General features: G+C 64.0%; 24 protein-coding genes and 1 pseudogene. 11 read left to right on the forward strand and 14 right to left on the reverse strand.

Features of this window, described 5'->3' with window-relative positions; genetic code table 11:
* Positions 1 to 7: 7 nt before the first annotated feature.
* Both OK351_RS10765 and kynU read right to left on the reverse strand, forming a co-directional pair.
* The gene (locus tag OK351_RS10765) at positions 8 to 1,417 is read right to left on the reverse strand and encodes an amino acid permease (protein ID WP_265158713.1); all 1,410 of its coding nucleotides are present in this window, start codon (positions 1,415 to 1,417) and stop codon (positions 8 to 10) included.
* A gap of 124 nt (positions 1,418 to 1,541) precedes the next feature.
* On the reverse strand, positions 1,542 to 2,840 hold the full coding sequence (gene kynU / locus OK351_RS10770) for a kynureninase (RefSeq protein ID WP_265158716.1): 1,299 nt from the start codon (positions 2,838 to 2,840) through the stop codon (positions 1,542 to 1,544).
* Between the two features lie 90 nt (positions 2,841 to 2,930).
* Between kynU and OK351_RS10775 the strand changes: the two genes are divergently transcribed.
* From OK351_RS10775 to OK351_RS10790, 4 genes are all read left to right on the forward strand, one after another.
* The gene (locus OK351_RS10775; protein ID WP_265158718.1) at positions 2,931 to 3,416 is read left to right on the forward strand and encodes an Lrp/AsnC family transcriptional regulator; all 486 of its coding nucleotides are present in this window, start codon (positions 2,931 to 2,933) and stop codon (positions 3,414 to 3,416) included.
* A gap of 287 nt (positions 3,417 to 3,703) precedes the next feature.
* Positions 3,704 to 4,132 carry a hypothetical protein gene (locus OK351_RS10780; RefSeq protein ID WP_265158720.1) on the forward strand — a complete coding sequence of 143 codons (429 nt, stop codon included), beginning with the start codon at positions 3,704 to 3,706 and terminating at the stop codon, positions 4,130 to 4,132.
* Positions 4,122 to 5,573, forward strand: a complete 1,452-nt coding sequence (locus tag OK351_RS10785; RefSeq protein WP_265158722.1) for a sensor histidine kinase — start codon at positions 4,122 to 4,124, stop codon at positions 5,571 to 5,573. The genes OK351_RS10780 and OK351_RS10785 overlap by 11 nt, the downstream gene beginning before the upstream one ends.
* Positions 5,570 to 6,244 (forward strand): response regulator transcription factor, encoded by a 675-nt coding sequence (locus tag OK351_RS10790; protein ID WP_265158724.1) that lies wholly within the window; start codon positions 5,570 to 5,572, stop codon positions 6,242 to 6,244. The genes OK351_RS10785 and OK351_RS10790 overlap by 4 nt, the downstream gene beginning before the upstream one ends.
* A gap of 45 nt (positions 6,245 to 6,289) precedes the next feature.
* On the opposite strand, the gene OK351_RS10795 is transcribed toward OK351_RS10790, so the two are convergent.
* From OK351_RS10795 to OK351_RS10810, 4 genes are all read right to left on the reverse strand, one after another.
* On the reverse strand, positions 6,290 to 6,664 hold the full coding sequence (locus tag OK351_RS10795) for a VOC family protein (RefSeq protein WP_265158726.1): 375 nt from the start codon (positions 6,662 to 6,664) through the stop codon (positions 6,290 to 6,292).
* 203 nt (positions 6,665 to 6,867) lie between these two features.
* Entirely contained in the window at positions 6,868 to 7,764 is an 897-nt protein-coding gene (locus OK351_RS10800) for a polyphosphate polymerase domain-containing protein (protein WP_265158728.1), read from the reverse strand.
* Positions 7,764 to 8,399 carry a DUF4956 domain-containing protein gene (locus OK351_RS10805; protein WP_265158730.1) on the reverse strand — a complete coding sequence of 212 codons (636 nt, stop codon included), beginning with the start codon at positions 8,397 to 8,399 and terminating at the stop codon, positions 7,764 to 7,766. The genes OK351_RS10800 and OK351_RS10805 overlap by 1 nt, the downstream gene beginning before the upstream one ends.
* Positions 8,400 to 9,088: 689 nt before the next feature.
* Positions 9,089 to 9,571, reverse strand: coding sequence for a MarR family winged helix-turn-helix transcriptional regulator (locus OK351_RS10810; protein WP_265158732.1), 483 nt, complete (start codon positions 9,569 to 9,571; stop codon positions 9,089 to 9,091).
* Between the two features lie 146 nt (positions 9,572 to 9,717).
* Here OK351_RS10810 and OK351_RS10815 point away from each other — a divergent pair, with 146 nt between their 5' ends.
* The 3 genes and pseudogenes from OK351_RS10815 to OK351_RS10825 all read left to right on the forward strand — a co-directional run bounded on the left by OK351_RS10815 (position 9,718) and on the right by OK351_RS10825 (position 10,937).
* On the forward strand, positions 9,718 to 10,602 hold the full coding sequence (locus OK351_RS10815; RefSeq protein ID WP_265158734.1) for a multicopper oxidase domain-containing protein: 885 nt from the start codon (positions 9,718 to 9,720) through the stop codon (positions 10,600 to 10,602).
* Positions 10,586 to 10,711: pseudogene (locus tag OK351_RS10820) on the forward strand (multicopper oxidase domain-containing protein); the annotation flags it as partial. The gene OK351_RS10815 and the pseudogene OK351_RS10820, both read left to right, overlap by 17 nt.
* A gap of 76 nt (positions 10,712 to 10,787) precedes the next feature.
* Positions 10,788 to 10,937: a multicopper oxidase domain-containing protein gene (locus OK351_RS10825; protein ID WP_265158736.1), complete on the forward strand. Its 150-nt coding sequence runs from the start codon at positions 10,788 to 10,790 to the stop codon at positions 10,935 to 10,937.
* A gap of 63 nt (positions 10,938 to 11,000) precedes the next feature.
* Here the strand turns inward: OK351_RS10825 and OK351_RS10830 are convergent, their stop codons facing one another.
* The 4 genes from OK351_RS10830 to OK351_RS10845 form a co-directional block, all read right to left on the reverse strand.
* Positions 11,001 to 12,149 (reverse strand): Gfo/Idh/MocA family protein, encoded by a 1,149-nt coding sequence (locus OK351_RS10830; protein ID WP_265158738.1) that lies wholly within the window; start codon positions 12,147 to 12,149, stop codon positions 11,001 to 11,003.
* Between the two features lie 50 nt (positions 12,150 to 12,199).
* Positions 12,200 to 13,081: a substrate-binding domain-containing protein gene (locus tag OK351_RS10835; protein WP_371931426.1), complete on the reverse strand. Its 882-nt coding sequence runs from the start codon at positions 13,079 to 13,081 to the stop codon at positions 12,200 to 12,202.
* 250 nt (positions 13,082 to 13,331) lie between these two features.
* Positions 13,332 to 14,360, reverse strand: a complete 1,029-nt coding sequence (locus tag OK351_RS10840; RefSeq protein WP_265158742.1) for an ABC transporter permease — start codon at positions 14,358 to 14,360, stop codon at positions 13,332 to 13,334.
* A complete protein-coding gene (locus OK351_RS10845) occupies positions 14,357 to 15,895 on the reverse strand; it encodes a sugar ABC transporter ATP-binding protein (RefSeq protein ID WP_265158744.1) in 1,539 nt (512 codons plus the stop codon). The genes OK351_RS10840 and OK351_RS10845 overlap by 4 nt, the downstream gene beginning before the upstream one ends.
* Positions 15,896 to 16,005: 110 nt before the next feature.
* On the opposite strand from OK351_RS10845, the gene OK351_RS10850 reads away from it, so the two are divergent.
* Together OK351_RS10850 and OK351_RS10855 are read left to right on the forward strand one after the other, a co-directional pair.
* Entirely contained in the window at positions 16,006 to 17,247 is a 1,242-nt protein-coding gene (locus OK351_RS10850; RefSeq protein ID WP_265158746.1) for an ROK family transcriptional regulator, read from the forward strand.
* A complete protein-coding gene (locus tag OK351_RS10855) occupies positions 17,244 to 18,266 on the forward strand; it encodes a sugar phosphate isomerase/epimerase family protein (protein WP_265158748.1) in 1,023 nt (340 codons plus the stop codon). Before OK351_RS10850 ends, OK351_RS10855 begins: the two co-directional genes overlap by 4 nt.
* Positions 18,267 to 18,352: 86 nt before the next feature.
* On the opposite strand, the gene OK351_RS10860 is transcribed toward OK351_RS10855, so the two are convergent.
* The 4 genes from OK351_RS10860 to OK351_RS10875 form a co-directional block, all read right to left on the reverse strand.
* Positions 18,353 to 18,769, reverse strand: a complete 417-nt coding sequence (locus OK351_RS10860) for a DUF3151 domain-containing protein (RefSeq protein ID WP_265158750.1) — start codon at positions 18,767 to 18,769, stop codon at positions 18,353 to 18,355.
* Positions 18,770 to 18,771: 2 nt separating this feature from the next.
* Complete coding sequence (gene fbaA / locus OK351_RS10865; protein ID WP_265158752.1) at positions 18,772 to 19,794, reverse strand: class II fructose-bisphosphate aldolase; 1,023 nt, start codon at positions 19,792 to 19,794, stop codon at positions 18,772 to 18,774.
* 153 nt (positions 19,795 to 19,947) lie between these two features.
* Positions 19,948 to 21,396, reverse strand: a complete 1,449-nt coding sequence (locus OK351_RS10870; RefSeq protein WP_265158754.1) for a M23 family metallopeptidase — start codon at positions 21,394 to 21,396, stop codon at positions 19,948 to 19,950.
* Between the two features lie 125 nt (positions 21,397 to 21,521).
* Positions 21,522 to 22,181 carry a TrmH family RNA methyltransferase gene (locus OK351_RS10875; protein WP_265158756.1) on the reverse strand — a complete coding sequence of 220 codons (660 nt, stop codon included), beginning with the start codon at positions 22,179 to 22,181 and terminating at the stop codon, positions 21,522 to 21,524.
* A gap of 58 nt (positions 22,182 to 22,239) precedes the next feature.
* On the opposite strand from OK351_RS10875, the gene OK351_RS10880 reads away from it, so the two are divergent.
* Both OK351_RS10880 and OK351_RS10885 read left to right on the forward strand, forming a co-directional pair.
* Positions 22,240 to 23,247, forward strand: a complete 1,008-nt coding sequence (locus OK351_RS10880) for a magnesium and cobalt transport protein CorA (protein WP_265158758.1) — start codon at positions 22,240 to 22,242, stop codon at positions 23,245 to 23,247.
* 186 nt (positions 23,248 to 23,433) lie between these two features.
* Positions 23,434 to 24,207 carry an HAD-IIA family hydrolase gene (locus OK351_RS10885; protein ID WP_265158954.1) on the forward strand — a complete coding sequence of 258 codons (774 nt, stop codon included), beginning with the start codon at positions 23,434 to 23,436 and terminating at the stop codon, positions 24,205 to 24,207.
* Positions 24,208 to 24,246: the final 39 nt, after the last annotated feature.

A 24,246-nucleotide genomic window follows, 5' to 3' on the forward strand; every position in this document is an offset into this window, starting at 1 on the left:
AGTCCCCTCAGTAATTACCGGTAGACCCGGATGACACCGGTTCCGAGTTTAGTGCCCGCTGCCGGTGGGCCAGTAATCCGTAGACTGTGCTGATCAGCAGCACGAACGGGAGCCCGAAGACCAGGGTGAGTCGGAACTGCTCGGTGAACAGGGAGGTCACCAACAATCCAGCCAGGAGCGCGGCCCCGACCAGCGAGGCGGCGGGAAACCCCGGAAGCCGGAAACCCGGCTCGGCCCCGGCCCGCCGTAGTTTTCGGCGGAACACCACGTGGGTAAGCAGGATCATCAGCCAGGTGGCCATGGCCCCGAAGGTCGCCAGCGAGATCATGATGCCCAGGCCCTCCCCCGGAGCCAGCGCATAGACCACCGCGGCGATGGCGATACCGCCGGCGGACATCCACACCGCATGGACCGGGGCACCGTTGGACGCGATCCGGCCGGCAATCCGCGGGGCATGCCCGGCCCGGGAGAGCGAGTTCAGGGTGCGCGAGGCCGCATACAGTTGGGCGTTCATGGCCGACAACGCGGCCACGATCAGCACAAAATTCAGCACCGTGTCGGCGAAGGGGATCCCCACCAACCCCATCACCGTGACGAAGGGCGAACCGCCATCGAGCAGTTCGCTGCGTGGGGCCATGGCCAGGATCAACGACAGGGTGGCGATGTAGAAGAGCAGAAGCCGCAGGAACGTGATCCTGAAGGCACGTTTCACGGCATTTCGTGCATCGCGGGCCTCTGCCGCGGCAATCGCGATCACCTCCACTCCCATATAGGAGAAGATTGCCACGATCACCGCTGCCCACATGCCACCGATACCTCCGGCAAGGAATCCCGACTCGGCCACGTAATTGGCCACCGAGTAGCCAGGGTTGCCGCTGCCCAGTACCAGCCAACCGGCCACGATGACGAAGGCCAACACCGCGAAGACCTTGATGGCGCTGAACCAGTATTCGGTGCTTCCAAACGCCTTGACGTTGGACATATTCACACCCAACAGAGCCGCGGAGAACCCTGCCACCCAGATAACCGACGGCACCTGCGGAAACCATAGTTGCATATATTGGCCCACCACACTGACTTCCGTGCCCACCGCGAATACCAGAGCCGACCAATACAGGTAGCGGGTGAGGAACCCGGCGTAGTTGCCCAGGTACTTTTCGGCGTAGTGTCCGAACGCCCCGGCCTCGGGCCGGTGAACAGTCAGCTCCGCCAACGCCCCCATGACCACCAGGGCGATCAGCCCGCCGATCAGATAGCTGATGATGACACTGGAACCGGCCAGCTCGATCCCCAGCTTGCTGCCCATGAACAGGCCCGTGCCGATGGCCCCGCCCAGGGCGATCATGGCCATCTGTCCCGAACTCAGGTTCTGCTTGAGCCCGGTCGTAGGCGCATTGCGCACCGAGGAATGTGACACGTCCCGTCCTTGCAAAAATCCGTGGTTCCCGGCGGCCTCGCGCGGGCCACCGAGAACCACGGTACTGCGCGGCAGGGCAACATCCCGTTGCGGATCAGGACGGGCCCGTACCCGCGATTCGCCTTTAGGTTACGGCATTTCGCACGGAATACTCTTCGCGTTGCCAGGAGCCGGTGTGCAGAACCTCACGCAGAATCTCCACCGAATCCCAGATATCGGTGCGGGACAGGTAGAGCGGGGTGATGCCGAAACGCAGCACCTCAGGCTCCCTGTAGTCCCCGATAACCCCTCGGTCGATCAAGGCGGCCATGATGGCATAGCCGCCCGGGTGCTGGAAACTGACATGGCTTCCACGCTGCGCATGTTCCCGGGGAGTGACCAGCGTCAGCCCGTACCCGGCACAGCGGGTCTCGACGAGCTCGATGAACAGGTCGGTCAGTTCCAGCGACTTGGCGCGCAGCAGGTTCATGTCGGCAGACAACGAGATATCCAGACCGGTCTCCACCATGGCCATGGAGGTGATCGGCTGGGTGCCACACATGAAGCGGCGCACATCGTTGGCCGGGGCATAGCTCTGTGCCATCTCGAACGGTGCGGCGTGGGACCACCACCCGGACAACGGCTGCCAGAAGCGGTCCTGGTGCCTGGCATTGACCCAAATGAACGCCGGCGATCCCGGACCACCGTTCAGGTACTTGTAGGTGCACCCCACCGCGTAGTCGGCGTTGCTGGCATTCAGTTCCACCGGCACGGCCCCGGCGGCGTGGGCCAGGTCCCAGATGGCCAGTGCCCCGGCCTGGTGCACGGCCTCGTTGATCGCCGCCATATCCCACATGGATCCGGTGCGGTAGTTCACGTGCGAGAGGGAAACCACCGCGGTATCCCCGCCCAGCGCGGCGCGCAGCTCGGATTCATTGTCGACAAGTTTGACTTCATAGGTGGTCCCGCTCTCGGCACCCACCGAATTCAGCAGGTCCGCGAGTCCTTCGGCGATGTAGATATCGGTCGGGAAATTATCACGTTCGGTGATGATCACCCGGCGCCCCGGGCCGTCGACCTGTTGGATCCTCAATGCCGAGGCCAGGGCCTTGAACAAATTCAGGCTGGTGGTATCGGTAACCACGGTTTCCCCGGGGTTCGCTCCCAGCAGCCGGCCAAGCTTGTCCCCCAACCGGGTCGGCATCTCGAACCAGCCGGCACTATTCCAGGAACGGATCAGCCCCTGCCCCCATTCGGTCGTGACCACTTCCGCAGCGCGTTCGGTCGCACCCACGGGCAATGGGCCCAGGGAATTTCCGTCCAGGTACAGCACCCCGTCGGGCAACAGGAACTGCTCCCTGAAAGAATCCAACGGATCCTGCTGGTCCAACAGTTCCAATTCCTCACGGCCGACCACGGTTTCCATCTCTGGTGTTCCTCCCACACTCGTTGTTTCCCTCCTCCTCATCGTAGAATCATCAGTGGAATGTTTCCCCTCATTCCGAACTTCTCTAAAATATCTTGGAGGAAAACAGTGCCTGCTTCGATCTGGGCCGCGGCTGCTAACGCCGAATCGAATTTCGTGCCGGTCGATGATACCGATTTGGCGATCCTTACCGAGCTCCACCACGATGCCCGCCTGGCCAACAACGTCCTGGCTCAGCGGGTGGGACTGGCTCCATCCACCTGCTTGGGGCGCGTCAAGGCCTTGCGGACGCGTGGCATCATCGAGGGTTTCGAGGCGAGGATCAACGAGAAGCTCCTCGGTGTCACGGTCAACGCGATGATCTCCGTCATCGTCGCCGCGCAGGCCCGCGACCGGATGCTACCCGCGGCGCGGGCGCTGGCGGAACTGCCGCAGGTCCGTGATGTCTTTGTACTGGGCGGCACTCCCGACCTGCTGATCCGTGTGGCCACCAGCTCCATTGATGAGTTGCGCACGTTCGTCGCAAGCCACCTGGGATCCAACCGGGCGTTCTCTTCCACGCAAACCAATATCATCTTCGAACACCTTCGCTGATCCGAGCGACGACCGCCGGCCGGACGGGTGTCCTGGCGCAAAGTGACCCCACCATGAACAGCTGGTTAACACAAGGCGATCCGGCGTTGGCCGTTACCCGTTCTCCCGGCTGCAGGTTGACCGCATGGAAATCCCCAGTACCCCGCTATGACCAGGTATTTTGAGTGGGTGTGGCGACCGGGCCAGGGCGAACGTTGCCCCGGTGCCCCGCACAGGTCCCATGGGCGCCACCCGTGTGGAGGCAGCTTTCTCATGATCATCTCATTTGGCTTGGAGAGAATGGCACCATGGGAAAACTCGGCATACTACGGACAATTGGCCTGCTCGTGGCGGTGGCCTTGATCGCGCTGGGCGTCGCCGGCCTGGCCCAGATCCTTTCCGGCCCCACACAGAGGGACCTCGGCCCGGGAATCGTGGTCGACCAGCAGTTCGCTCCCCCACAGGAGGATCCAACTACTGGCGACACCGGATCCCCAACAGCACCGGAGGAGTCGGCGGGAACGATGCCGCAGGATAGCCGTACCCCGGAACCGACGGAAACGAGGTCCAGCACCCCGGCGGCCACCACTGCGCCGGAATCAACCCGTTCCCAGGGCCCGGTGAAACCGCTTCCTCCCAAGTCGCCTAAGGTCTACGTCGACGATGACGATGACTGGGATGATGATGATGACGACGATGACGACGATTGGGACGATGACGACGACGATGACGACTAGACGGCCCAAGCGCCGGGTCTCCATCCGCGCGCGGGTGCTAAGCGGCATGATCCTGCTGGTCGGCTTCGCGCTCACCGCCTCGGGGACGGCAAGCTACGTCCTGGAACGCCACGAGCTCAACGAGCGGCTGGACGATTCGCTGACCCGTACTGTGGAGGAATTCCGGGTACTGGCCGAAACGGGCGTTGATCCGCAGACCCGGCAGGGCTTCGCCCATGCCGAGGACCTGCTGTATACCGCAATGCAACGGACCCTGCCGGCCCGCTTCCAGGGCATGCTCGGCTTGAGCGCCGACCAGTTGCAATGGACCGCACCGTCCTCGGTGGAATTGCGCCTCGAGGATGATCCGGAGTTCCTGGAGTGGGCGAGGACAAGTTCCACCGATGAACATGTGCGCATCGCCAACGTCGAAACCGAGATGAGCGATTACCGTGCCGTGGTGGTGCCGATCCAGCTCTCCTCGGATCCCAATCCCGCCCGTTTCGTGCTGGCCTACGACTACTCGGCCGAGGTGCGGCGCATAGACACCCAGTTCGCGGTGTTTATTGGTGTGGGCATCGTGGTGATGCTGCTGGCCGGTGGCGCGGCCTACCTGATTGTCGGACGCATGCTCGAACCCATCCGGAAGCTGCGTGACACCGCACAGCAGATCTCCGAATCCGACCAGTCCTCCCGTATCGAGGTATCCGGGCATGACGAGTTCGCCGAATTGACCGCCACCATCAACGAAATGCTGGACCGGCTGGAGGAGGCGCTGAACTCGCAGCGCCAGCTGCTCGATGACGTGGGCCATGAACTGCGCACCCCGGTCACCATTATCCGCGGTCACCTGGAGCTGATGGATATCGCCGACGCGGAAGACGTGGCCCAGACCAAGGACATCTCGCTGGATGAGCTCAAACGCATGTCCATGCTGATCAACGACCTGATGACTCTGGCCGGGGCCAACCGCGCGGATTTCGTGACCAGCAAGCCCACCGACGTGGGCGCGCTTCTGGATGACATCCTGGACAAGGCCCGGGCCCTGGGTGATCGTGACTGGCGGATCGGGAACCGTGCCGAGGTCAGCGTGGCCCTGGACCCCACGCGCATCACCCAGGCGATGCTGCAGTTGATTGCCAATGCGGTGAAGTTCTCCGCAGCGGGCTCACGGATCGATCTCGGTTCGGCCGTGCTGGACGACCAGCAAGGCCGACCTACCTTACGCCTATGGGTCCACGACGCGGGAGTCGGCATCGCCCAGGAGGACCTGGAGCGGATCTTCGAACGCTTCGGCCGTGGACAGAACAGCGACCGGGCCAGCGGCTCGGGGTTGGGCCTTAACATCGTCTCGGCGATCGCGACCTCCCATGGTGGAATGGTCTGGGTGGATTCGGTGCCCGGCAGCGGGTCCACGTTCTATATCGACATTCCCCTAGCCGAAGGAGCCCATGCCGTATGAGCCGGATCTTGATCATCGAGGATGAGCCACGGATCAGTTCGTTCATCGCCAAGGGGCTGCGCTCTGCGGGGCTCGCGCCCACCGTCTGCGGTACCGCCGGCGAGGGATTCGACCAGGCCCAGACCGGGAATTTCGAACTGATCATCCTGGATCTGGGGTTGCCCGATGAGGACGGTTTCAGCCTGCTGCGCCGGTTGCGGGCCACCCACATCGATTCACCGGTCATCATCCTGACCGCACGCAATAGCGTGGACGACACCGTGGCCGGCCTGCAAAACGGTGCCGACGACTACATGGCCAAACCCTTCCACTTCGACGAATTACTGGCCCGGGTGCGGCTGCGACTGCGCGCCGAGGACAACGGCTCGGATACCGCGGTGCTCAGCCATGGGGACCTGGAAATGGATCTGCTGCGTCGTCTGGTCACGGTCGACGGGGCCGAAGTCGATCTTTCGGCCCGGGAATTCTCCCTGGCCGAGGCCTTCCTGCGCAATCCGGGGCTGGTGCTCAGCCGCGAACAGCTGCTCTCGCGCGTGTGGGGCTACGACTTCGACCCCGGCTCCAATGTGGTGGATGTCTACGTGCGTTACCTGCGCAACAAGCTCGGTGGCGAGCGCTTCGAAACAGTCCGCGGTGTCGGCTACCGCCTGGCCCGGGGCACACAACCATAATACCCGGGACCGGGTGTCCCTGCAGGGCCCGCATCGGGCAGCGGCTCAGAGATAGGGCCGGGTGATCAGTTCCAGGTAATGCCCTGAAGGGTCGAGCAGGTAGACCCCGCAGCCTTCATGCTCATGGTTGATCCGGCCCGGACGGGTCCTGCCCGGATCCGCCCAATGCTCGCGGTTGCGCGCGGTGATCTTGGCGTAGGCGCGATCGAAATGCGCGTCATCAAGCAGGTAGGCGTAGTGCTGCGGCGGGAACTCGATCGGCGGGACCGCGAACTGCAACAGCACCCCGTCGGCGATCCGGATGTTGCTGAACGGCCCCCAGGAAGGGGCCGGATCCGCTTCCAGCAGGTCGGTGTAGAAGGCCGCCATTTCAGGGGCGTCGTACGAGGCAATGATGGTGGGGTTAAAACGTGCTGGCAAGTCTCTCCCTGGGTTGGTGTCGATGAATGGCTGTTCTTCCAGACACCGGGAGGTGCGCGGCTCAGGACACGACCAGGTTGCCTGCCCGTGAGTGGCCGTTGAAGACCCGACTGGTCATCATGGGCACCATGATACCGCGGCGGTTCCGGTTGGTGGACCGCTCAACCACCGGTTTTTCGCACAGGAATTCGCCCCCGCGGGGATCATCCGCGACCCGGTATCCGCACCGGGCGGCGCAGGGCAGCGCCTGCCCGGGTCCGTGGCCCGCGCGAATCTTGTGGGGCATTGAAGCGCTGATGCAACAAGCGGCTCCATTTGTTGGCCGGTAACTGCGGATTCAGCAAGGCGATACCTATGCAGTACTTGCTCATGCTCACCGGCCGGATGCCAAGTTCGGCCAGGGCCTGGTCGCTGACCCCGCGTCCGTCGGCGGACTTGGTTTCCACCACGATCAGGTCCGGACCGTCGATCCGCCGCTCGTCGTTGGCGTAGCTCAGCTCGACATCGCAGGTCACCCGTTCGCCATCAAGCGGGTTGACGAAGGTGCCACGCACGTAGGAGCTGTCCAGGACCGGTTGCAACGGCGGCACGTGCTCCCCGTATTCGCGGGTCACCACCTCGTCCAGGAACCCCAGGGAGTGTTCGGTGAGCATTCCCGCTTCCCGGGGATCCTGCTCGATACGGTGCTTGACGGTGGCCCCGCGCAGGCCCTTGGTCTTGATCTCGAACATCGACAGCCCGGTGTCCGCATAGGTGCGGCTTCGCACCTTGTAGCGGCGCCGACGGCCCTGTCGGTGCGCCCGGTACTGCTCGAAATCCTCGGTATCGAAGTAGACCGATTCATAGCGGAAGGTGCGCAGTCCATCGATCTCCATGATCCGGAACTCCTCACCCAGACGCCGGGCAAGTGCGGTGAATTCCCCGGGGGTGAGCAGGAATTTGCGGTCCACACGGGTCTGCAACGCGGCTTCGGCAATGACTTCATCCAGCCCGATCGGCTCCCGGTGCGCCACGGCCGCCTCCAGTGCGGCACGGGCCTTGCCGATCGTTTCCGCCCGTTCGGGACGCCGCATGGCGGGCCTCTCGACAATCGGCTGCATCAGGACCACACACCCTGTTTGGCCATCGTGTCCTGCCGCGGCGAATTGGCCAGCTGGTAGGTTCCGGTGTACTCGCTGTTTGCCCTCACCGTGTTGACACGGAAGCGCACGTCCACGATTGTCAGGTCGCGGACCATGTCCAGTTCGATCACCACGGTGCGCAGCACCTTGGCACCGAGCAGCTGTTCCAGGGCCGGAACCAGGTCCTCGTTGCGCGGGTAGGCCTTTTCCAGGGTCACGGTCTGGCGCTGGGTGCGTGGGGCGAATCCGGGGTGGTCGGCCAGGAACATCATGGCGACCAGGGCAGCGGTGACAGCCGGGGAGAACCAGGCCGGGTCCGGGTGCAGGCCGTTGACCAGGCCAATGGCCAGCGAGATGAAGTAGTAGGCCACTTCCTCCTGGGTCAGGGTGTCCGAGCGAAGGCGGATGATCGACAGGATGCCGAACAGTCCCAGGCCTAGCCCCATGCCGGCTCCCGAACCGGAGAGCAGCATGGTGACCGCGAAGATGCCCATGCTCAGGGCGATGTAGGCCAGAACCAGGTCACGCCGGAAGTGCCGGCGGAAATACACGAAGTAGACCAGCACGGTCATGCCAACAATATTGGCGGTCAATCCCATCCAGAACGACAGCATTTTCTTCCCTTTCGTGGAACTTTTCGTCTTGGTACGAGCCTAGAAAAGCCAAATGAAGGAAATAAGAGAATCAGATGAGCATGTTCTCATCTTCGGTTCGTGGCCTGCTGAGATGATCGGCGGCCAGTCCAGCGGCGCCAGGAGGCAAGCAGGTCACGAGTTGTCCTCCAACCCACGTCAGGAAGCGGTTTATGAGAAGTTACCCATTCTCTGGACGCATCGGATAGTTGCAGCGGCATCGGCGCGGCAGCTAGCCGGAGCGTCAGCTATGTGACGCGTCTTGCAAGCGCGAATGCGCCAACAACGGTTCTCCAGGGTTCCCTGGCGATGGTTCATGCGTTGCCGGGCGGAGGACCGCCCGGAAAGAATGAGCAGCGCATCCGAACCTGGTCTTCCATTTCCCCGGTAACACCCTCGATGCCCCGAATGAGACCCGGGATCAAGACCAGGCCAGAATCACTGGGGCTGCCGCCAGCTCTTGCGTCCGCGCCTTTTTGTCTCACCCACACAACGGCCCGGTATGCCGCCCCGCTGTCTCCTGTGTTTCTATGGGACTGTCGCGCAATACGATACCTCGCTGTCAGTCAACGCCCCTGCCCAGAAAACCCGCCCCGGTGTGGGGCGGGACCCTGGTGAACAGCAGACAGCAACGGAGTTACGGTCCAGACTCACCGGGGCAGGCCCGGTGATCAGCTTTCCTCGGCCAGGGTGCGGGCCTCATCCGATTGAATCTCTGCGGCACGGCGCTGGTATTCCGCAATCAGGGCCAGCTCCTCGGTTGTATACTCGGCCTGGAGTTGACTCAGCCGCCCCATCAGGCCGGCGAAGAGCCGGCCGATTCGTGCCACGCCCTCTTCGGTAGCGATGATCGCGACCTTGCGCCCATCCTCAGGATGCCGTTCGCGGGCGACAAAGCCCTTGGCCTCCAGCCGGTCTAACACATCGCTGATCGAGTTCTTGGCCATACCCGTGTGCGCGGCAAGATCACCCACCGAGGGGTGGTCGTGGCGGCGCACCAGTTCCAGCACCTTTTCCTCGGTCGTACCCAGGCCGACGCGTTTGGACAAGTTGGTATGAAACAGGATCATCGCCGTACTCTGGTGCCGCCCGGCATCGGCCAGCGCCTGCAACACTTCGGCCCGGGCCGGGTTCTCCTCAGTTGACCACGTCATGGCACCATGCTACCTTTTTTCTATTAGTTCGTACGAACGAACGAACTAATAGAAGACCCCCGGACCTTACTGACCGTTCCCGTCCTCGACTTGGGGATCGTCGGACCAACACGTACGTACGCCCAGCGCACACGGAAGGGCCGCCCATGACCCGTCGCGACCTGGATCGCCGCATGTTTCTGAGACTCACCGCCGTGGGAACCGGTGCCGTTACACTTACCGGTTGTAGCATCTTCGACGCGCGTAACCCTGTCAACACGGTGGGACAGGTCGATTTCCGGAACCGGCTACACATCCCACCGCTGGCCGAGCCGATCCGCTCCCCAGGGACCACCGTCTTCGATCTGAACGTGCAGGCGGGCCGATCCGCCATTGTGCCCGGAGGAGAAGCCGATACCTGGGGCATCAACGGCCCACTCCTAGGACCGACATTGCGTGCCAGGCGAGGCGAGTCCGTTCGAGTTAACATCACCAACCAGCTCGATGAGGCTACCACCTTGCACTGGCATAGCATGCACCTACCGGCATCCGCGGATGGCGGGCCGCACCAGATGATCGATCCGGGTAAAACGTGGTCGCCGTCCTGGCGGATTAATCAGCCTGCCGCCACTCTCTGGTATCACCCCCACCCGCATGGCCAGACCGAGCGCCATGTCTACCGCGGACTGGGCGGACTGTTCATTCTGGACGACGATCTGGAAGCGGCACTGCCGCTTCCCCGGGATTACGGCATCGACGATATCCCGGTCATCGTCCAAGATAAGACCTTCACCGAGCGCGGTCAGCTCGTGGATACCTCCCGGCGTGACAACGGAATGATCGGGACCACGAACCCGCAACACCGGTGCCGCCGATACCCTCGATGTATTGCTGCTCCGGTCCAAACCCACGCTGACCGCCTCTGCCGCTGTGCCGCAGCAGCTGGCAACCATCAACGCGCTGGCTGCTTCCTCGGCGACCCAAACACGTCGGTTCGAATTGCGCAACAACCGGATCAACCGCCAATCGATGGACATGAATCGGATCGATGAAGTCATCACTGTTGATACCACCGAGATCTGGGAAGTCTGGAACGGGCATCGCCAACCCCATAATTTCCACGTCCACGATGTCCAGTTCCAAATCCTCGACATCGATGGTCGGAAGCCCCCTGCGCAGCTCTCGGGCTGGAAGGACACCGTCTACCTGCCCCCCCGATCTCCGCTTCAGGCTGATCATGCGCTTTACCGAGTTCACCGACCCGCATATTCCGTACATGTACCATTGCCACCTTCTCTGGCACGAAGACGAGGGAATGATGGGCCAGTTCGTCGTCGTTGAGCCCGGGCAGCAGGCCGGGATCATCGATACCGTCCATGAGCACTGATCATGGGTGCCCCGACCCCCGGAATCGGCGCACAAGTAACAGGCCCCACAGGGAAGTAGCGGGCTAGGGTTGCCCGGCGAGCTGGACCCTGGTCCCGTTCACCGCGGCGCTCTGCCCGATGGCCTCCAGGACGCGTTGGACCTTCAGTCCGTCGTCGAACGTCGGCGCGGCTGCTGGACCGCCGTCTATGGCCTGGAGGAAATCGCGCAGTTGGTGGGTGAAGGTGTCCGCCCATCCCAGCACGTGGCCGGTGGGCCACCATCCGTCCAAGTAGGGGTGCTCCGGCTCGGTAACCAGGATGGTCTTGAAACCTTGCTCAGCTGCCGGGGCCCCTACCTCGCACAATTGCAGCTGGTTCAACGACTCCAGGTCGAAGGCCAGCGAACCGCGGGACCCGTAGGCCTCGATCCGCAGGGAGTTCTTCCTGCCGGTGGCCATCCGACTGGCTTCCAGGGTGGCCATGCCCCCGTTCTCGAGCTCCAGGGTGGACCAGACCGCGTCATCCACACTGACCGCTTCGGTGCCCTGTTCGCCGTTCCGCTCGGTCACGAACGTATGGCTGGTGGCCGCCACGCTGGATACCTCCGAGCCGGTCAGGTAGCGGATCTGGTCAACCGCGTGCGAGCCCAGGTCGCCCAGGGCACCGGATCCTGCCTGTTCCTTGCGCAGCCGCCAGCTCATCGGTGCCTGCTCGTCAACGAGCCAGTCCTGGTAGTAGCGGATGTTCAGCTGGCGCAGCTGACCAAGCCGGCCCTCGGTTATCAGCCGGCGGGCCAGGGCCAGTGCCGGGACCCGGCGGTAGTTGAATCCCAGCATGGCCACCAGCCCGTCGGCCGCCGCCGTTCGGGCGGCGGCGGCCATCGCCTCGGCCTCGGCCACCGTGTTGGCCAGGGGTTTTTCCACCAGCACATGCTTGCCGTGGGCCAGGGCGAACAAGGCGATTTCCGCGTGCAATGCACCGGGGGTGCAGATATCGACAATGTCGATATCATCACGCAGGATGGTCTGCTGCCAGCTGGTGCTGGATTCGGACCAGCCGTAGCGTTGCGCCGAGTGCTGCACGGCCTGGTCATTGCTGCCCACCAGCACCCGCCGGGCGACCGGCGGGGTGTCGAAGGTGGCGTTGACATTGCGCCAGGCCAGCGAGTGGGCCTTGCCCATGAACGAATGGCCGATCACTGCAACGCCGAGGGCCGATCCGGTTACGGGCATGGGTCTCTCTCCTCCAGTAGTGGGTTCTCTTCTTGGCAAGCTGCCGAGGGTTATGACTCGAAGGCCGTCGGCAGGTACTTCTCGACGTTCTCCGCGGTCACCACCGCCGCGTACAGCACGATCTCACGGGGTACCTCGATATCCAGCAGGTCACCCAGCGCGCGGTCCTGGGCCACCAGCCGGGCGATGCGTACCCCATCGGCGGCCTGGTAGGCCGGGTAGACGGTCGTGGCCTTGACCACCGAATCACCCGACTGGATCTCGCGCATCATGTTGGCCGACCCACCATTGCCGACCATGAAGAACTCGTCCCGGTCCGCGGCCTTGATGGCGGCCAGCACACCGACGCCCTGGTCGTCATCGTGGTTCCAGATGGCGTCGAGTTCAGGGGCTGCCTGCAACAGGTTGGAGGCGGCCCGTTCACCTGATTCCACGGTGAACTCCGCCGCAACCCGGTTCGAGACTTCCATCCCGCACTTGGCCAGGGCATCCTTGAACCCCTGGCTGCGTTCCTGGGTCAGCGGCAGCGAATCGATCCCGGGGATCTCGCCGATCTTGGCATCCTTCTTGCCATCGAGTTCGGCACAGATGAAGTCGCCGGCCGAGACACCGACCCCGTAGTTGTCCCCGAGTACGGTAACCCGGGAGGACTGCGCGGTACTGAATTCACGGTCCACGTTGATCACCGGGATCCCGGCATCCATGGCCTTCTGCGCCACCTGGGTCAGCGCTGCCCCGTCGAAGGGCAATAACACGATCGCGTCGACCTGGTCGTTGATCATCGTCTCGACCTGGCTGATCTGGACGCTCACGTCGTTGGTCCCCTCGGCGACCTTCAGTTCAACATCCGGGTACTCGGCGGCGGTTTCCACCGCCAGGTCGGTCATCGCGGCCATGAAGCCGTGATCGGCCGCGGGAACCGAGAACCCGATGGTGACCTTCGGGCCCTCTTCGGTGTTGGAGCCGGCGGCCGGGACATTGCCCGTGGCGCTGCCTTCGGAAGATGGCTGCGGGGAGTTTGAAACACAGGAGCTGAGCACCAGGGCCGAGGCGGCCAGCAGTGTTGCGGCCCCCAGGATCCTGCGCGGGCGACGGGTTGAAATGGACATTTCCTTCTCCTTGAATCGGTGTTACTGCGAGTGACAGGTGCCTGGAGGGACCAGACCCTGCGGGTCGGACGGTTCAGGTTCTGGATTGGCGGATGGCCAACTGGCGTTGGATCAGCACCGCGATCACGATGATCGCGCCCTTGGCAACGAGCTGCACCGACAGCGAGAGGTTGTTCAGGGTGAAGATGTTGGTCAGTGCCGAGAAGATCAGCACACCCAGCACGGTGCCGAAGATCGACCCGCGGCCACCGGAAAGCAGCGTTCCGCCAATGACAACGGCTGCGATGACATCCAGCTCCAACCCGGTACCGTGAGTCGCGCTGCCGGTGGTGGTGCGGGCCATGAGCATGAAGGCGCCGATTCCTGCGCAGAGGCCGGCCAGCGTGTACACCAGGGCGGTATGCCGTTGCACCTTGATACCTGCCAGCCGGGCGGCTTCGGGGTTACCGCCGATCGCGAAGGTTCGCCGGCCGAAGGTGGTCCGGTTCAGCAGCACCCAGCCGGCCACGGCCACCACCACGAAGATCACCACGATCACGGGGATGCCGAACACCTCCCCGCCCACCGCCTGGAGGAAACCGTCAACCGTGATCAACTGGGTTTTCTTGTCCGAGATGATCTCGGCTAATCCGCGGGCTGCGGCCATCATGGCCAGGGTGGTGATGAAGGAAACCACCTTGCCGTAGGCGATCAGGATCCCGTTGAGCAGCCCGGCCGCGGCACCGATGAGCATTGCGGTCAGCGGCATGAAGATCCAGGAGGTGGACTCGGCAAAGGCCTGCCCGGACAAGGTGGTGGCCCAGACGGCGGCCAGGGCGAGGATCGCACCGACCGAGAGGTCGATCCCGGCGATCGTGATCACGAAGGTCGCCCCGATGCTCACCACTCCGGTCACCGCGGCCAACCGCAGGATGGTCATCAGGTTGTTGGAGTCGGCGAATCTGTCCCCGGCGGTGAGCACGCCCAGTGCGCAGAGCAGGACCAGGGCCAGGATCAAGCCCAAATTGCGTCGCAGGCCCGCGTCCAACAGCCATTTCATGGCACTGCGCCGCGGCACGACCGCTTGCGCGCGTTCCAGCTTCGGTGGGGTCGAGATGCTCATAGTGTGCTGCCTTCCATCACAAGATCAAGTATTTGGTGCTCGCTGAGTTCGCCTGCCGGGGCCCGGTGCACGATACGTTGCTCCGAGACGACCAGGACCTGGTGGCACAGGCCAAGGACCTCTTCCAGTTCGCTGGAGACCACGATGATGGCGATGCCGGAACCGGCCAGTTCGGAGACCAGCTGGTAGATCTCACTACGCGCACCCACATCCACACCACGGGTCGGCTCATCCAGCAGCAACACCCGGCAGCCATGGGACAGCCAGCGCCCCAGGACGATTTTTTGCTGGTTGCCGCCCGAGAGGGTGCGTGCCTCGCGCCGGGGGTCGGCCGGGCGCAACTCGAGTTTCTCGATCTGCTCCATGCTGGCGCGGTACTCGCGCGCGCCGTCGGTGAACCCCGCCGTGGCAAATCGCCCGATGCTGGGAAGCGTGAAATTCGCGATCAGCGTGTCATCCAGCAGCAGCGCCTGGCTCTTGCGTTCCTCCGGGCATAAGCCCATCCCGGCGTTGACCGCGGCCACAGTGGATCCGCTGCGGATCTTTTTACCGTCAACCGCGACCGAGCCTGACACCGCCTTGGTGCTGCCGTAGACGGCCCCCAGGATCTCCGAGCGTCCGGAACCGACCAGTCCGGCCAGCCCGAGGATTTCCCCTGCCCGCACCGAGAACGAGATTGGCTGGTGGCCGGGGGCGATAACCAGGTCCTTGACCTCCAGGACCGGCGGGGTCCGCTCGTCCAGTGAGCGTACCGGCGGGAAGATGCTGCTGATGGTCCGTCCGGTCATGTACCTGATCAGTTCGGCGTTGGGGGTTTCGGAAACCAGCAGGTTCGAGGCCGCCGCGGTTCCGTCCTTCAGGACGGTGATACGGTCGCCGATCATCCTGATTTCCTCCAGCCGATGTGAGATGTAGATGACGGCGACGCCGTTGGCGGTCAGCGTCCTGACGGTATCGAACAGGTTGGCCACTTCTTCCGAGTCCAGTACCGCCGAGGGTTCGTCCATGATGATCAGCTTCACCTCACGGGACAACGCCCGGGCCATGGAGACGATCTGCTGTCCGGCGGCCGATAGCTCCCCGACTTCCATGTCCGGGGAGATCTCCGGGTGACCGAGCCTTGCCAGCAGCTCACGCGCCTTGGACTGCTCCGACTTGCGTGAGCTGAAGCCGCCGCGGGTTTGCTCGTGGCCCAGGAAGATGTTCTCGGCCACCGTCAACGACTCGACCAGGTCCAGTTCCTGGTACATGGTTCCGATGCCGGCCTTGATCGCGTCATCCGGGCTGGAGAAGTCCACATCCTGGCCATCGAAGACGATCCGGCCCGCGTTGGGCTGGTGCACCCCGGCAAGCACCTTGATCAAGGTCGATTTGCCTGCACCGTTTTGCCCCAGCAGGCAGTGCACCTCGCCGGGGGCCACATCGAAGGTGACCTGGTGCAGGGCAATGATCCCCGGGAACCGTTTTTCGATCCCCCGCATCTGTAGCAGGGCCGGGTGAGATCCGGCCAACCCCGTCATTTCATCGTGAGCCATGTGATGGACATTACACAGACTTCTGCCAACTGTCGAGCAAAAGTCCACAAATATTCTTAGATAGTTGTAACCTGGGTTACACCTTCTGTTCTTTATGATTCACTGGAGGTATGGCAATGACGACTACCGCTACTAAGTCACCGACCCCGGGAACGGGTGCCGGTGAACTGTTCCAGTACCTGCGTGAGGGCACCCCGCGCACACGCTCCGAACTGGCCGCGCTGACCGGGCTCTCCCGCTCGACCATCGCCACCCGGGTCGATGCGCTTCTGGACACCGGTCTGGTCGACACGGTCGGGGCCGCCTTGTCTTCCGGTGGGCGCCCGCCGTCGACCTTCGCCTTTGTCCCGCAGTCGCGTACGGTATTGACCGCCGATCTGGGGGCAGCCCACGCGATCCTAGCCCTGACCGACCTGGCCGGGAACATCCTGGACCACCTGCGGGCGGATATGGACATCACCAGTGGGCCGGAGACCGTGCTGGCCTGGGTGGTGGAGAACTTCCTGTCGCTGCTGCAGCGCAATAACCGGGACCGGTCCACGCTCTCGGGCATTGCCATCGGAGTGCCCGGACCCGTTGAACACACCACCGGACGCCCGACCAAGCCGCCGATCATGCCGGGGTGGAACGACTTCGATATTCCCGGGACCATCCAGCGGGAGTTCGACGTCCCGGTGCTGGTGGACAACGATGTGAACATCATGGCCCTGGGTGAGCAGTCGCTGGCCTGGCCGCAGGCGGAGAACCTGATGTTCGTGAAGGTGGCCACCGGGATCGGGGTGGGAATCATCAGCGGAGGCCAGTTGCAGCGTGGTGCCCAGGGTTCGGCCGGGGACCTGGGACATGTCCAGGTTCCCGGAGGGGCCGATATCCCGTGCCGGTGCGGAAACACCGGATGCCTTGAGGCCCTGGCCGGCGGGCCGGCGTTGGCCGGCAAGCTGGCCGCCCAGGGTCATGCGGTAACCACGGCCGCGGATGTGGGGCGGCTGGCGGAGAAGAACAACACCGCGGCCATCCAGGTCCTGCGCCAGGCCGGACGCGACATCGGCTCGGTGCTGGCCATGTGTGTCAACCTGCTCAACCCCTCGGTGATCGTGCTGGGCGGGCGGCTGTCCACCGCCGGAGAGCACGTCATCGCCGGGGTGCGCGAGGTGGTCTACCTGCGTTCCACCCCGCTGGCCACCCAGCACCTGGCGATCGCCGGGTCGGCGGCCCATGACATGGCCGGGGTGCGCGGCGCCAGCATGCTGGTGATTTCCCACGTCCTGTCCGCCGGGGCGGTTGATGAACTCGTCCTCGATCACAGTACAACCCGGCAGTCCCCTGCCAGGAGCCAGGAGAAGGCGTCATGAGCACCCACGAGCCAACCCATCCGGTCACCCTCTTCACCGGCCAATGGGCCGATCTTCCCTTCGAGAAGGTGGCCGAACTGGCCGCAGGTTGGGGCTACGACGGGTTGGAAATCGCGGCCTCCGGCGACCATCTGGATTTGAAGCTGGCCGACGAGGACGAGGCCTACCTCGAATCACGCAGGGAGATCCTCAAACGCCACGGGCTGGCGGTCCACGCCATCTCCAACCACCTCACCGGGCAGGCGGTATGCGATGACCCGATCGATTTCCGCCACCAGGGGCTGGTCCGCCCCTACACGTGGGGTGACGGGCAACCCGAGGGGGTGCGCCAACGAGCGGCCGAGGACATGAAAAGGGCCGCACGGGTGGCCAGGAAACTCGATGTGGATGTGGTGGTGGGCTTCACCGGCTCGAGGATCTGGCCGTATGTGGCCCAGTTCCCTCCGGTGCCGGAAGCGGTGATCGACGCCGGCTACCAGGACTTCGCCGACCGCTGGAATCCGATCCTGGACGTCTTCGACGACCAGGGGGTACGGTTCGCCCACGAGGTCCATCCCTCGGAGATCGCCTACGACTACTGGTCATCGGTCCGCGCATTGGAAAGCATCGGGCACCGCGAGGCCTTCGGATTCAACTGGGACCCCTCGCATATGATGTGGCAGAACATCGATCCGGTCGGTTTCATTTGGGACTTCCGGGAGCGGATCTACCATGTGGATTGCAAGGACACCCGGGTGCGTACCCCCAACGGACGCGCCGGGGTGCTGGGATCACATCTTCCCTGGGGCGACCCGCGGCGCGGTTGGGACTTCGTGTCCACCGGCCACGGGGATGTGCCCTGGGAGGACGCCTTCCGGGCGCTGAAGTCCATCGGTTACACCGGACCGATTTCGATCGAGTGGGAGGATGCGGGAATGGATCGGCTGCACGGGGCAAGCCAGGCCCTGGCGTTCGTGCGCTCACTGCTGTGGAAGGTGCCGGAGGCCTCCTTCGACGCGGCCTTCAGCAACCAGCAATAGAGGCCACATCCCCGGGTGGCAGCACCCGGACAGACCGGAGGCCGGTGCACGCGTTGCGTGCACCGGCCTCCGGTCCGGGTCAACGGCTACTCGGCCTCGATCGCGGCCTTCGCCGACGGGTCCGAATCGTTCAGGAAATCGGCGATGCGCTGGACTTCCTCGGCCTCCCCGATGGCTGCCGCCGCACGGCCCAACGCGTACAGGGCACGCAGGAATCCGCGGTTCGGCTCATGGCGCCACGGCACCGGGCCCTGGCCCTTCCATCCGGCGCGGCGCAGCGCGTCCAGCCCACGGTGGTAGCCCACCCGGGCGTAGGCGTACGATTCGACGACCTGCCCGGCGGCGTGCGCCTCGTCGGCCAGCAACGCCCAGGCCAGCGAGGAGGACGGGTACTTCGCTGCCACGTCCACCGGTTCGTCGCCGGCCTCCAGGCGCGCGAGCACCTCGGTTTCCTCGGGCAGCAGGGTTTCCGGGATCCCCAGCAGGTTCTTGCCGATCTCCATCCCTACTTCAGCGCCTTTCCGGCCGAGCCCAGCTGCTGGGCGGCTTCCACGATGCGCGCGGCCATGGATTCCTCGGCCTTTGCACCCCAGACGCGTGGGTCGTAGGTCTTCTTGTTGCCGACCTCGCCATCCACCTTCAGCACACCGTCATAGTTGCCGAACATGTGCCCGGCCACCGGCCGGGTGAAGGCGTACTGGGTGTCGGTATCGATGTTCATCTTGATCACGCCGTAGGACACCGCGTCGGCGATCTCCTGCGCCGAGGAGCCAGAACCGCCATGGAACACCAGGTCGAACGGGTTCTCCTGGCCGACCTTGGCACCGATCTGGGTCTGGATGTCCTTCAGGATCTCCGGGCGCAGCTTCACGCCACCGGGCTTGTAGACCCCGTGCACGTTGCCGAAGGTCAGTGCGGCGATGTAGCGGCCCTTCTCGCCGGTGCCCAGCGCCTGGATCGTGGCCAGGGCATCCTCGACGGTGGTGTAGAGCTTCTCGTTGATCTCGTTCTCCACCCCGTCTTCCTCACCGCCGACGACGCCGATCTCGACCTCGAGGATCTGCTTGGCCGCGGAGGTGCGGGCCAGCAGCTCGGCGCCAATGCGCAGGTTGTCTTCCAGGGTTTCGGCCGAGCCGTCCCACATGTGGGAGTTGAACAGCGGGTCACGTCCGGCCTTGACCTCGGCCTCCGAAGCGGCCAGCAGCGGCAGCACGAAGGTATCGAGCTTGTCCTTCGGGCAGTGGTCGGTGTGCAGCGCGATATTCACGCCGTAGTTCTTCGCCACTTCACGGGCAAAGGCGACAAAGCCCAGGGAACCGGCGACCATGTCCTTGACCGAGGCACCGGACCAGTAGGCGGCGCCGCCGGTGGAAACCTGGATGATGCCGTCGGATTCGGCCTCGGCAAAGCCGCGGATGGCCGCGTTCAGCGTCTGCGAGCTGGTGACATTAACAGCCGGGAATGCGTACCCGCCTGCCTTTGCCGCATCGATCATGGCGTTGTACGTATCCGGGGTTGCGATAGGCATGCTTCACTCCTGATGGTTGAGCGGGGGGGTGGCCCGTCATCCTCGACGGCAATTCGTATCCATCCTAGCTTCCCTGCCGATCTGTGGCAGGCAGATCACACAACGTGACACGTGGGTTACGTGCCCGCCTGCCCGCATTCGGCTGCCGGGCGGCTACTTGCGGGTGGCGCTGGTGCCCGGGGATAGCTCCGGGAGTTCGGTGGGGGTAGGTGCGGATGTCCCGCTTGGTTCGACCGGGACCGCGCTGGGGTCCGAAGTGGCCTGCGGGCTGGTGGAGGTGTCATCGTCATCCTGGCCGGTTGGGCTGGCCACCTCGTCCTCGGCGGTCTCCGGTGCGGACGAGGCGCTCAGGCTCGGGCTGCCGCTTTCGGAAGGGGTCGGTTCCGGGGACGGCTCCTCTTCCGGGCTCGGTGACATCTCGCTATCGGTGGGTTCGGGGTCCGTCGGGGTCGGGGTGGTACTCGGCCCCTGCTCGGTCGGCGCCGTATTGGTAGGCGAGGGCGAGGGTGAGGTCGGCGAAGGAGTCCGGGACGGCGACGGCGCCACGGTCGGTTTTGGTGTCGGAGAAGGCGAGGTTGACGGGGACGGGGACGGGGACGCGGTCGGAGTAGGTGACGGCGACGGTTTCGGCTTGGGCACCACCGGGGTGTCATCCTCGGGGGTGACCACATCCGGGTCCTGTGAAGGCTGCGGGCTGCTGCCCTGGTTGCCGCCATGGGTGCCCGGAGGGGTATTGGACTTCACCGTCAGGCGGCGCGAATCGACCATGGCGTTGGGCTGGCCCGGGATCAATGGCAGGTAGTTGCGTGGATCGTGCCAGCGTCCATTGATAATCACTTCGAAGTGCAGGTGGCAGCCGGTGGAGTTGCCGGTCGTGCCCACCAGCGAGATCAGTTCGCCCTGCTCTACCTCGTCACCGATCTTGACCAGCAGCTTGGAGTTGTGGCTGTAACCGGTCTGGACATTGTTGCCGTGGTCCAGCGTCACCCGGTTGCCCGAATGCCCATGCCAACCGGAGACAATCACCCGTCCGGCTTCCGCGGCGTACACCGGCGAACCACAGGCCAGGGCATAGTCCTGGCCGATATGGATCTGGTTGCCCGGCCCGGTGGGGTTCTTACGCCAACCGTAGGCGCTGGAAATCCTGCGGGTGGTGACCGGGTGCATCAGTTGCAGGTCCCCGGGAAGCACGCCGAGTTCACCGACCTGCCCGGCGAGCAGGGCGGCGTTGGTGTTCCCGGAAGCGGTGTTCCCGCCCTCCTTCGCAGCCCCGCTCCCGACACCGGACACCGCCTCGTCCTCGGCGGACGCGCCTTCCAGCATGCCTATCGGGCGGCCGTCGATGGCGACCTGCTTGCCCGAGGCACCGAAAGCCGCCAGCGGGGCATACTCGTCCACCAGCACATCACCGGCGAAGAAACCGGGGTCGTAGATCGCATCGATCGCCACCGGGATATTGCCCTGCCGGTCTTCCACCCCCTGGGCGACGATCGGGATCGCCAAGGCTCCGGTCAGACCCAATGTCGCCACAATGGCCAACGAGGTTTTCAGCGCGCGACGTTGTGGTCTGCCCCGCGTGGGGAGCAGTAGTTCATGATTCACACGGTGACGCCGTTTCACACTGGCTCGCTTTCGTTCCCCCACAGACGAATACCACCAAGCCTAGGCATTAACCGGAAACTAATAAAGGTGTTTGAGTAAAAAGTCGGGTTAATTCGGGCTGTTGTCTACTTGACCAGCTGGTTGAACACATGGCGGCGCACCCACGCGTGCATGGCGATACCCGCCGCGGAGGCGGCATTGATCGACCGGGTCGACCCGAATTGTTCGATTGACAAGGTCGCTTCGGCAGCCTGGTGGACTTCTTCGCTGAGCCCCGGGCCTTCCTGCCCGAAGACCAGGACGCATTTCCTGGGCAGCTCGTAGGTTTCCAGCGGCACCGAATCGGGGAAGATATCCACCCCGATCACCGCCAGGCCCTCGTCCCTGGCCCAGGCCACGAACTCCTCGACGGTGGGGTGGTGGCGCACATGCTGGTAGCGGTCGGTGACCATGGCACCCCGGCGGTTCCAACGGCGCCGCCCGATGATGTGCACTTCCTTGGCCAGGAAGGCATTGGCACTGCGCACCACGGTGCCGATGTTCATGTCATGCTGCCAGTTCTCGATGGCGATATGGAAGTCGTGACGACGTTCGTCCAGGTCGGCGATGATCGCGTCCATGGACCAGTAGCGGTACTTGTCCGCGACATTTCGGCGGTCGCCTTCTTCGAGCAGTTGCCGGTCGTATCGGTCGTCATCCGGCCAGGGCCCGTCCCAGGGACCCACTCCGATCACATGTTCGGGGTTCGACTCGCGGGAGGGATCATGCACTTCTTGGCTCACCATTACTAGGGTAGTGGCTCATGGGACGGTTTGAGTGCACCAACAGGTCTGCGAGAAGCGCATGGCAGTGATCGACAACGTGGTCTATGTGGACGGTAGGCCCGTGGCCCATCCGAAGGACCTGCATGCCACTGTCGGGGTCATGAATGAAACCGGTGGCATGGGCTGGTTGGGCCTGTACCGGCCGGGCGAAGGGGAACTGGATGCGGTCACCCGGGAATTCGGCCTGCACCCGCTGGCGGTGGAGGACACCCTGAAGGGCCACCAACGCCCCAAACTCGACCGTTATGACGAGCACCTGTTCGTCGTATTGCGCCCGGCACGTTATCTCGACGAGGTGGAGGAGGTGGAGTTCGGTGAAATCCACATCTATGCCGGGGCCAACTACGCGGTTACCGTGCGCCGGGCCGAAGCCCCGCAACTGTCCAGGGTGCGTGATCGGCTGCAGCATGCACCGGATCTGCTTGCCGCCGGTCCTGCCGCAGTGCTCTACGCGATCATCGACCAGGTGGTTGACGAGTATTTCCCGGTGATCGATGGATTGCAGAACGACATCGACGAGATCGACGACCAGCTTTTCCAGGGCAATCTGGAGGTTTCCCGGCGCATCTACCAGCTCTCCCGTGAAGTCATCGACTTCCAGCGGGCGGTGGCCCCGCTACCCGAGGTGCTGGAGCAGTTGCGCCGCACCGTGCGCCGCCTGGGGTTGGACAAGACCCACGCCAAGGCACTGGACGCGAATCTGGTCGACGTGATTGACCATGCCATCCGATGTGCCGAACGGGTCGCCTCGTTCCGCGCCTTGCTGACCAACGCGTTGTCCCTGTCCTCCACGTTGGCCTCGCAACGGGCCACCGAAGCCGGGCTGGCGCAGAATGAGCAGATGAAGCGGATCTCCTCCTGGGCCGCGATCCTGTTCACCCCGAGCCTGATCGGCGCGGTATACGGGATGAACTTCGATGACATGCCTGAATTGCACTGGACCCTGGGATACCCGTTTGCCCTGGGGCTGATGGCCAGTGCCGCACTGGGACTGTATCTGGTATTCAAGAAGAACAAGTGGCTATGAGCCTGTGCCATTGGGCACCAACCCGCCTACCGGCGACCGCCCTTGTGTAATCTGGTGGTGTAGGGAAGCTGCTCAACGACGACTGGTCCCGCCCCGTTGTCCACCTACGAAAGGAACCTTGGTACCGTGCCCAAGACTGACCGCGCAGCGCGCACCATCCACGATATCGACAGCTGGCTCACCGACATGGATGGGGTGCTGGTCCACGAGAACCAGGCGATCCCCGGAGCCGCGGAATTGATCGATTTCTGGCGCAGCAATGACAAGCCGTTCCTGGTCCTGACCAACAACTCGATCTATACACCGCGGGACCTGCGGGCACGGTTGCTGGCCAGTGGGTTGGACGTTCCCGAGGAGAACATCTGGACCTCGGCGTTGGCCACCGCCGAATTCCTGGGCCGGCAACGTCCCGGCGGTCGCGCCTTTGTGATCGGCGAAGCCGGGTTGACCACGGCATTGCATGATGCGGGGTTTATCCTCACCGACACGGACCCGGACTACGTGGTACTTGGCGAAACCCGCACCTACTCCTTCGAGGCGATCACCAAGGCCATCCGGCTCATTGCCGCCGGGGCCAGTTTCATCGCCACCAATCCGGATGCCACCGGCCCGTCCGCCGAAGGGCTGCTACCGGCCACCGGGGCCGTGGCCGCAATGATCTCCCGGGCCACCAATCGCGATCCGTACGTGGTGGGCAAACCCAATCCGATGATGTTCCGTTCGGCGCTGAACCGCATCCAGGCACATTCGGAAACCACCGCGATGATCGGGGACCGGATGGATACCGATATCGTGGCCGGAATGGAAGCCGGGCTACTCACGGCCCTGGTCCATACCGGTATCACCGCCAAATCCGATGTGGCCACCTTCCCGTTCCGCCCCGACCTGAGCTATGACTCGGTGGCGGGCCTGCATCGCCAGCTGGTCCAGGGCATGGAAGCCGCCTCCAGCGACAGCTGACATCCGGCAGGGACGGGAGGAGGCCCGGTCGCCCCTTAC

Source organism: Glutamicibacter sp. MNS18 (genome assembly GCF_026107515.2).
Taxonomy (GTDB): domain Bacteria; phylum Actinomycetota; class Actinomycetes; order Actinomycetales; family Micrococcaceae; genus Glutamicibacter.